Here is a 6,464-nt window from a genome sequence, read left to right as displayed (position 1 = left end):
CCCAAAACCATCGGTGTCGCGGTGTTTACCTGCTCTACTGCGGTCATGAGCTTGCCCCCAGCTCACGAATGGCCTTCTCCTGGCTTTCGTTGCTGGTATCGATCATCTTGGTTGCGCTTTCAAAGGCCCGCGAAATCATGATCATTTTGGTCATTTCGCGGACAGGATTGATATTCGCTCCCTCAACATATCCCTGCCGGATACCGTGTTGATCAAATGTCTGAACCGGTATGGCAGGAAGGTCTGGCACGACGGCCGAGTTTTCAGCGCGGGCGAGTTTTGCTTCGTTCGGGATCAGGAACAATCCTATTTGACCGACAACTCCATTGTCTCCCTGTACGACTTCACCCGACTGTGACACAAGCGGTTCACCAGCTTCCGGATCCAAAGCAATAGGTTGCCCGCCTGTTCCCAGTATTTGCTGGCCAGTGAGCGTTTGAAGGGCACCGTCCTGCGTCATCTTCAGCCTGCCATCTCTGGTGTAGGACAGGTTTCCGTTTGCATTCCGAATTGCAAACCAGGCATCGCCTTCTACAGCGAGATCGAGCGGGTTGTCGGTCTTGTTCAAACTACCTGTCTGACGGGAGACATACTTTTCTCCACCGGTTGCAAAACTCACCTTGTCCTGCCCCGCCTTGGAGATCAGTTCGGCAAATTTTACTTCGTCTGCCCGATATCCGGTCGTGTTCATGTTCGCGACATTGCGGGCGACCGTTTCCAGTCTGTTGGACAATGCAACCTGGGCGGACAGCGCAACATAAAGAGCTGATTGCATGGGTCAAAAGCCTCCCAGACGAAAATTCTGGAGACTGGCGAGCATATCCTCACCCATCTGAACAACACCGCTTCCACCCGCAAAGACAGCAAGTGTGGGTGACGAAATTGCCTGCGGGCCGTTGGTCAGATCGTAAAACGCGGAAAACCGGTTCAGAAATTTGGACAAATAGTCAGCATCGCCAAACTTGTCGAATTCCAGATGCTCTTCAAGATATGCAGCCTGCTTGTCGATGTCCGAAAGTGCAAATTCATCCGGCAGGCCAAGCGCGGTATAGACCGCTTCCGCCAATGCGCCATCTGCCAAAACATCGTAGGCATTTGTAATGTCCGGCGCCCGGCGTTCAAAATAGAGAGCCAGCCGAACTCCTTGATTCTGTTCACCTTCACGCACTTCCAGTGTCTGCCGGTGAAATTGCTGAACAATGTCTTCCTGCGTTCGGGAAAAGGAAGTCGTTGTGGATCCGTAACGTTCGAAATTAAAGACTTCCGCGAATTCCTTATATTTTGTATCTGCCAGCTGATTGGCAAAAGAGCTGCTTTCGGAAACACCTTCTTCCAACACCTTGCGCATGAAGGCTTTGGCGTAGATCATCTCCTCCAATCCCATTGCCGTCATTGCATAATTATAGATCTGATCATCGGCCATGAAGTCGTCAATGGACTTAATGTTACGGATATTGTCCCTGTAATACTCCGACTGTCGCTCGATCATGGGATCGGCTTCTACGGTCTTCAGCGAACGCTCCATGTTTGTTCTGACGAGCTGCACTTGGGTCAATGTATTGATCATGTCCTGATCCCATCACGGATAAATTCATTTTAGGAACACTCTCGCGCAAAGCTTACGCCAGGCTGACGCTGCACGGGCCTGAAGTCACGCTCGTTCCCGGTCAGCTTCAGACAAGTCTCGGCATCTAGCGTCTCTCCGATCGCAGTTGAACTTCTCACCATTCGGGAGCTGTTAGGTGACCATTCTTATCGGCCTGATTATCGCGGGTGCTTCGCTCATCGGCGGCTTTGCCGCCCTTGGAGGCAAGGTTTCCGTTCTTTGGCAACCCTGGGAACTTGTCATTATCCTGGGCGTTGCCATTGGTGCATTCGTCGTCGCCAACCCAATGAAAACCATCAAGGGTACAGTTGTTGCGGTTTCGGACGCACTTCGAAACGCTGTCCCCAACAAGCGGGAATATCTGGATGTTCTGGCCTTGCTTTACGGCCTGATGCGGGAACTCAGGGCCAAGGGAAGAAACCAGGTCGAACCGCATATCGAAGATCCGAACACGTCACCAATTTTCCAAAAATACCCATCGGTTCTGCGCAACGCCAACCTGACTACCTTCATCTGTGACTACTTCCGGCTGATTATTGTCGGCAACGCCCGCGCACACGAAATCGAAGCGTTGGTGGACGAAGAACTGCACACGATTCACCGCGACCAGATGAAGCCGTTTCACGCAATGGCAAGTATTGCGGATGCACTGCCGGCCATAGGCATTATTGCAGCGGTTCTTGGCGTCATCAAAGCAATGGGAGCTATCGACCAGTCGCCCCAGCTGCTTGGAAGCCTGATCGGCGCGGCGCTTGTCGGGACCTTCGTTGGCATCTTTTTCTCCTACTCACTGTTCGGTCCAATTGCGTCGAAAATCAAAAGCGTGCGGGAAACCCGGCTTCGGACGTACATCGTGGTGAAGCAGACGCTGCTGGCATTCATGAACGGTGCCGACCCCCAAATTGCGCTGGAACACGGCCGCAAGACCATCTCCGACTATGACCGCCCGACGATCGATGAAGTTGAAAACGAAACCATGAGCGTGGGTGCGACTGCAGGCACCGAGAACGTTCAGGATATGCAAGGGGCCGCCTAAACAATGATCGAAGCAGCAACTGCCAGCTCAAATGCCTCCAGTTCGGAACGTGCAATGATCGCCGACCGTCTGCTGGATGCAGCCGGGATTTCCGTCGATCGTCTGCCGATGCTTCCGGTCGTGTTCGACCGAATGGCCCGCCTAATGGCAGACGCCATGCGTCAGAAGTCCCCCTCGCCGTCCTACATTTCGGTGAGCTACGTCGAAAACAATCGCATTGGAGACGTCCTCGACGAGTTTGAATCGAATGCCCTCGTAGCTGTCCTCTATTCACCAGAATGGGACGCCCGCGTTCTCGTCGGCTTTGACCGTGACTTCATTTTCACTCTGGTCGACGTACTTTTCGGTGCAGATGGAACTGAACCGCCGATTGACGAAGAGCGCCCCTTTTCAAACATCGAAACACGGATCGCCCGCACGATGTTCGAATTGGCTGCGAAGTCCTTGGCTGAATCATTTGCGCCAATTGCGGAAACGACCCTCAAGATCGAGCGGATCGAAAGCCGGATGGATTTTGCCGTCGTCGGACGCCGGAACAATCCCGCCGTGGTTGCCCGGTTGCTGCAACAGGCCATCGGCAGAGGCGGTGAAGTTTTCATCGTGATGCCGCACTCGACACTCAACCCGCTGCGCCAGCGTTTATCGCAGGTGCTTGCCGGCGAAATGTCCAGTCGCGACAAACAATGGACGCAACACTTCCACAATGAAATCCAGCGAACCGAAGTCAAACTGGAAGCCATTCTGGAAGAACGGGAAATGTCGCTTGGTGATCTGTCAGACCTTGAAATCGGCCAGGTCATCGAACTTCAGGCCACAGCACGTTCTCCCGTCACCCTCGCCTGCAACGACCAACCCGTCTTTACCTGCCAACTTGGACAGCTCGACGGCTCCTACACGTTGCAGATCGATGAACTCATCCACGAGGAAGAAAAGGATCTTTTCGATGATCTCCGCAATCGTTGATGGTGTCCTGCTGGTCGCACTTGTTGCAACCACTGTGCGAATGCTTGCCATGCACCGGGAATTACGACGCCTTGGAAGTTATCACGACGACTACCAGCGCATCTTTGACCAAACCGCGCTCGCCCTCGACGGCATCGAGGTTTCGATACAGGAAATCAATGTCAAAGGAGCTCAGATCCTGAATGCTCTCGGGAGCCGCATGGACGATGCGCGGGACCTGATTGCCGAAATCGATGGCTTAACCCGCGAAGCAAAACGGCAACAATCGATTTTACGGGCCGAGTTGAAGGAACTTTCCAAAGCAACAGCGCTTCTGGAACCGTCCCGTCGCGCCAAAGGCCCGAAAGACGACACCGATCTTTTTGCCGACACGTCCGTCGAGAACAAGCTGAAAACGGGAAACTTCCGGCAAGGACCGGGGATCGAGCCCAAGGACGCTCGGCAGCAACAGCGGACGGAACCATCCACGACGCGCATTCACCGCATCGATAACTCGCTCGAAAGCCCTTTCCGAACCGTTTCCATGAACCAGAAGGACAACATCTGATGTCAGACGCCATTATCGATCACGTTTCCGCGGAATCCACGCCGAAGACAAAGCCTGCAGATGCCACTAATTTCGCCAAGGTCGAAGCTCCGGACAAGGATCAGGCGCCAGGTACGATGGGCGACGACAAAAACCTGGACACAATTCTGGGGATCCCCGTGAACATTCAGGTCGTTCTGGGGTCTGCAACGATGCTGGTCTCCAACCTTTTGAAGCTTGGTCGCGGTGCCGTCATTCCACTCAACCATCGAGTGGGTGAACCCATCGACATTGTTGTCAACGGTCGTGTTATCGCCCGTGGAGAAGTGGTTGTCGTGGAAGATGACAATTCCCGCTTTGGTGTTTCCCTCACTGAAATCATCAGCGCCCAGAACGGAGCCTTGGAAGTCTGATCTCCAAACCCCCTCAATCCGAAAACTCTTCCGTTTCCTTAGGAACGCGTGACCATGACGAGCACTGCCACCGCAGCCGCGACAACTGTTCCGACAGCCAATCTCCCTCATCCGCCGTCTCCTCCGGTTCGCCGCCTGAACGGCGTTCAGAGGGTCGCCGCAATCCTGCTTTCCCTGGGCAAAACAAGTTCCCAGCGCTTGCTGCAGCATTTTGATCAGGAAGAAATCCGTCTGATAACCGTTTCGGCGGCTCAGCTCGGGACGGTGGCTTCCGAGGAGCTGGACTGGTTGGCAGAAGAGTTCATCAACCAGTTCTCCAACGGGACGACGCTCTACGGTTCCGCCAATGAAGTTGAAAAGATGCTGGAAGGTGTCCTGCCGGACGACCAGCTTGCCGACATCATGTCGGACGTTCTTGGGAACTCCAACAGATCGATCTGGGACCGGTTGACGACTGTTTCAGAGACCGTCTTTGCGAACTACCTCCTCAAGGAACACCCGCAGACCGCCGCCCTGATCCTCACAAAAATCAAACCGAGCGCAGCGGCCAAAGTTCTTGGTCAGATCAATGCGAAGACGAGAAACCAGCTTGTCCGGCGCATGTTATCGATCAAGGCCGTTGTTCCGGAAATCATGCGCGACGTGGAAAAGACCATGCACGAGGATTTCATGCTCAACCTTTCCGGTACTTTGGAAGCCGATTCACATGCCCGTATGGCGGACATTCTAAACAAGATGGACCGCGAACATATGGAGGATGCGCTAGATAACCTGAATGAGGTAAAGCCGAAAACAGCGGAGCTTCTCAAAGGACTGCTGTTCACATTCGACGACATCATCAATCTCAATGCCCGCACACGGATGGCGATATTCGATCAGATACCGACGGATCGCATCGTTCTGGCTTTGAAAGGCACAACGGCACAGTTCCGCGAAGTCATCCTGTCCTCCCTCACTTCGCGTGCGCGCCGCATTGCCGAACACGAGCTTGCAGCCGGTGAACCCGCAGCACAACGCGACGTTCTGGATGCGCGCAGCGCGATCACTAATCTTGCTCTTGAAATGGCGGGACGTGGTGAGATCGAGCTTAATCCGAAACAGGATGAGGGAGCCTTTTTTGCCTGATCGGCGGCATACCTCACCCTTCACTCGGTAAGCCAGACACGGGTTGGTAAATGTCTGAAGAAACAGACAAGGATTCAAAAACAGAGGAACCGACCGAGAAGAAAATCCGGGACGCGATCGAGAAAGGCAACACACCGGTCTCACGGGAAGCACCGGTTCTGGCCACATTCGTCGCATCCCTGATGATTGGTGGGTTCATTGTGACATCAGGGACGCGTCAGCTTGTGGAAACGCTGACTCATCTCCTGGATATATCGGGGGGAGTGAATCTTGGAAACAACGCCGATGCCCTGTTGCTTACGCATGCGGTTTCACTTGAAATCGCAAGGTTCATGGCACCAATCGTTGCCGTCCTGGCGGTGGCAGGTCTTGCCTCTGCATTCCTTCAAAATACACCCCGCATCGTCCTTCACAGGATCAAACCGGATTTTTCCAAACTCTCGCTTGCAAAAGGCTGGAAGCGGATCTTTGGAGCGCAAGGACTTGTCGAATTTCTCAAAGCTGTTTTCAAATTCACCACGGTCAGCGCCATTGTCTATGGTCAATTCCGGGCGAATGAAGCCGAATTGATCAACGCCATGTTCACAGATCCAAGTGCGTTACCCGAAGCAATTCTCCAGATCTCGATGCGCCTGATTGCCGGTGTATGTATCGTGACCATCCTGCTCGTGACCGTCGACATATTGTGGTCCCGCTCTCACTGGCGCCGGAACCTGCGCATGAGCAAGCAGGAAATCAAGGACGAGCACAAGCAAATGGAAGGTGACCCGATCGTCAAGGCTCGGCAAAGGTCGC

Annotated in this window: 8 protein-coding genes; 6 read left to right on the top strand and 2 right to left on the bottom strand. The window is 53.9% G+C overall.

Annotation, left to right across the window (positions count from 1 at the left end; all coding sequences use genetic code 11):
* Positions 1-43: 43 nt before the first annotated feature.
* A complete protein-coding gene (gene flgF, locus K5905_RS24560; RefSeq protein ID WP_297588956.1) occupies positions 44-775 on the bottom strand; it encodes a flagellar basal-body rod protein FlgF in 732 nt (243 codons plus the stop codon).
* A 3-nt stretch (positions 776-778) separates the two neighbouring features.
* The gene (locus K5905_RS24555; protein ID WP_297588954.1) at positions 779-1,567 is read right to left on the bottom strand and encodes a DUF1217 domain-containing protein; all 789 of its coding nucleotides are present in this window, start codon (positions 1,565-1,567) and stop codon (positions 779-781) included.
* A 175-nt stretch (positions 1,568-1,742) separates the two neighbouring features.
* Between K5905_RS24555 and motA the strand changes: the two genes are divergently transcribed.
* From motA to K5905_RS24525, 6 genes are all read left to right on the top strand, one after another.
* On the top strand, positions 1,743-2,642 hold the full coding sequence (gene motA, locus K5905_RS24550) for a flagellar motor stator protein MotA (protein WP_297588952.1): 900 nt from the start codon (positions 1,743-1,745) through the stop codon (positions 2,640-2,642).
* A gap of 3 nt (positions 2,643-2,645) precedes the next feature.
* The gene (locus tag K5905_RS24545) at positions 2,646-3,605 is read left to right on the top strand and encodes a flagellar motor switch protein FliM (RefSeq protein WP_297588950.1); all 960 of its coding nucleotides are present in this window, start codon (positions 2,646-2,648) and stop codon (positions 3,603-3,605) included.
* The gene (locus K5905_RS24540; protein WP_297588949.1) at positions 3,586-4,152 is read left to right on the top strand and encodes a hypothetical protein; all 567 of its coding nucleotides are present in this window, start codon (positions 3,586-3,588) and stop codon (positions 4,150-4,152) included. Before K5905_RS24545 ends, K5905_RS24540 begins: the two co-directional genes overlap by 20 nt.
* Positions 4,153-4,268: 116 nt before the next feature.
* Complete coding sequence (gene fliN / locus K5905_RS24535) at positions 4,269-4,544, top strand: flagellar motor switch protein FliN (RefSeq protein WP_297588958.1); 276 nt, start codon at positions 4,269-4,271, stop codon at positions 4,542-4,544.
* Positions 4,545-4,598: 54 nt separating this feature from the next.
* A complete protein-coding gene (locus K5905_RS24530; RefSeq protein ID WP_297588946.1) occupies positions 4,599-5,669 on the top strand; it encodes a flagellar motor switch protein FliG in 1,071 nt (356 codons plus the stop codon).
* A gap of 50 nt (positions 5,670-5,719) precedes the next feature.
* On the top strand, positions 5,720-6,464 hold a 745-nt coding region (locus tag K5905_RS24525; protein ID WP_297588943.1), incomplete at its 3' end, for an EscU/YscU/HrcU family type III secretion system export apparatus switch protein.

This window comes from Roseibium sp., from assembly GCF_025698965.1.
In the GTDB taxonomy this organism is placed as follows: domain Bacteria; phylum Pseudomonadota; class Alphaproteobacteria; order Rhizobiales; family Stappiaceae; genus Roseibium.
Note: the sequence above shows the minus strand (reverse complement) of the source record. Positions and strands in the feature narration are given on the sequence as shown.

Coding starts and splice junctions, on each gene's coding strand:
- K5905_RS24540 (WP_297588949.1), top strand. CDS start 3,586: ATGATCTCCGCAATCGTTGATGGTGTCCTGCTGGTCGCACTTGTTGCA.
- fliN (WP_297588958.1), top strand. CDS start 4,269: ATGGGCGACGACAAAAACCTGGACACAATTCTGGGGATCCCCGTGAAC.
- K5905_RS24545 (WP_297588950.1), top strand. CDS start 2,646: ATGATCGAAGCAGCAACTGCCAGCTCAAATGCCTCCAGTTCGGAACGT.
- flgF (WP_297588956.1), bottom strand. CDS start 775: ATGCAATCAGCTCTTTATGTTGCGCTGTCCGCCCAGGTTGCATTGTCC.
- K5905_RS24555 (WP_297588954.1), bottom strand. CDS start 1,567: ATGATCAATACATTGACCCAAGTGCAGCTCGTCAGAACAAACATGGAG.
- K5905_RS24530 (WP_297588946.1), top strand. CDS start 4,599: ATGACGAGCACTGCCACCGCAGCCGCGACAACTGTTCCGACAGCCAAT.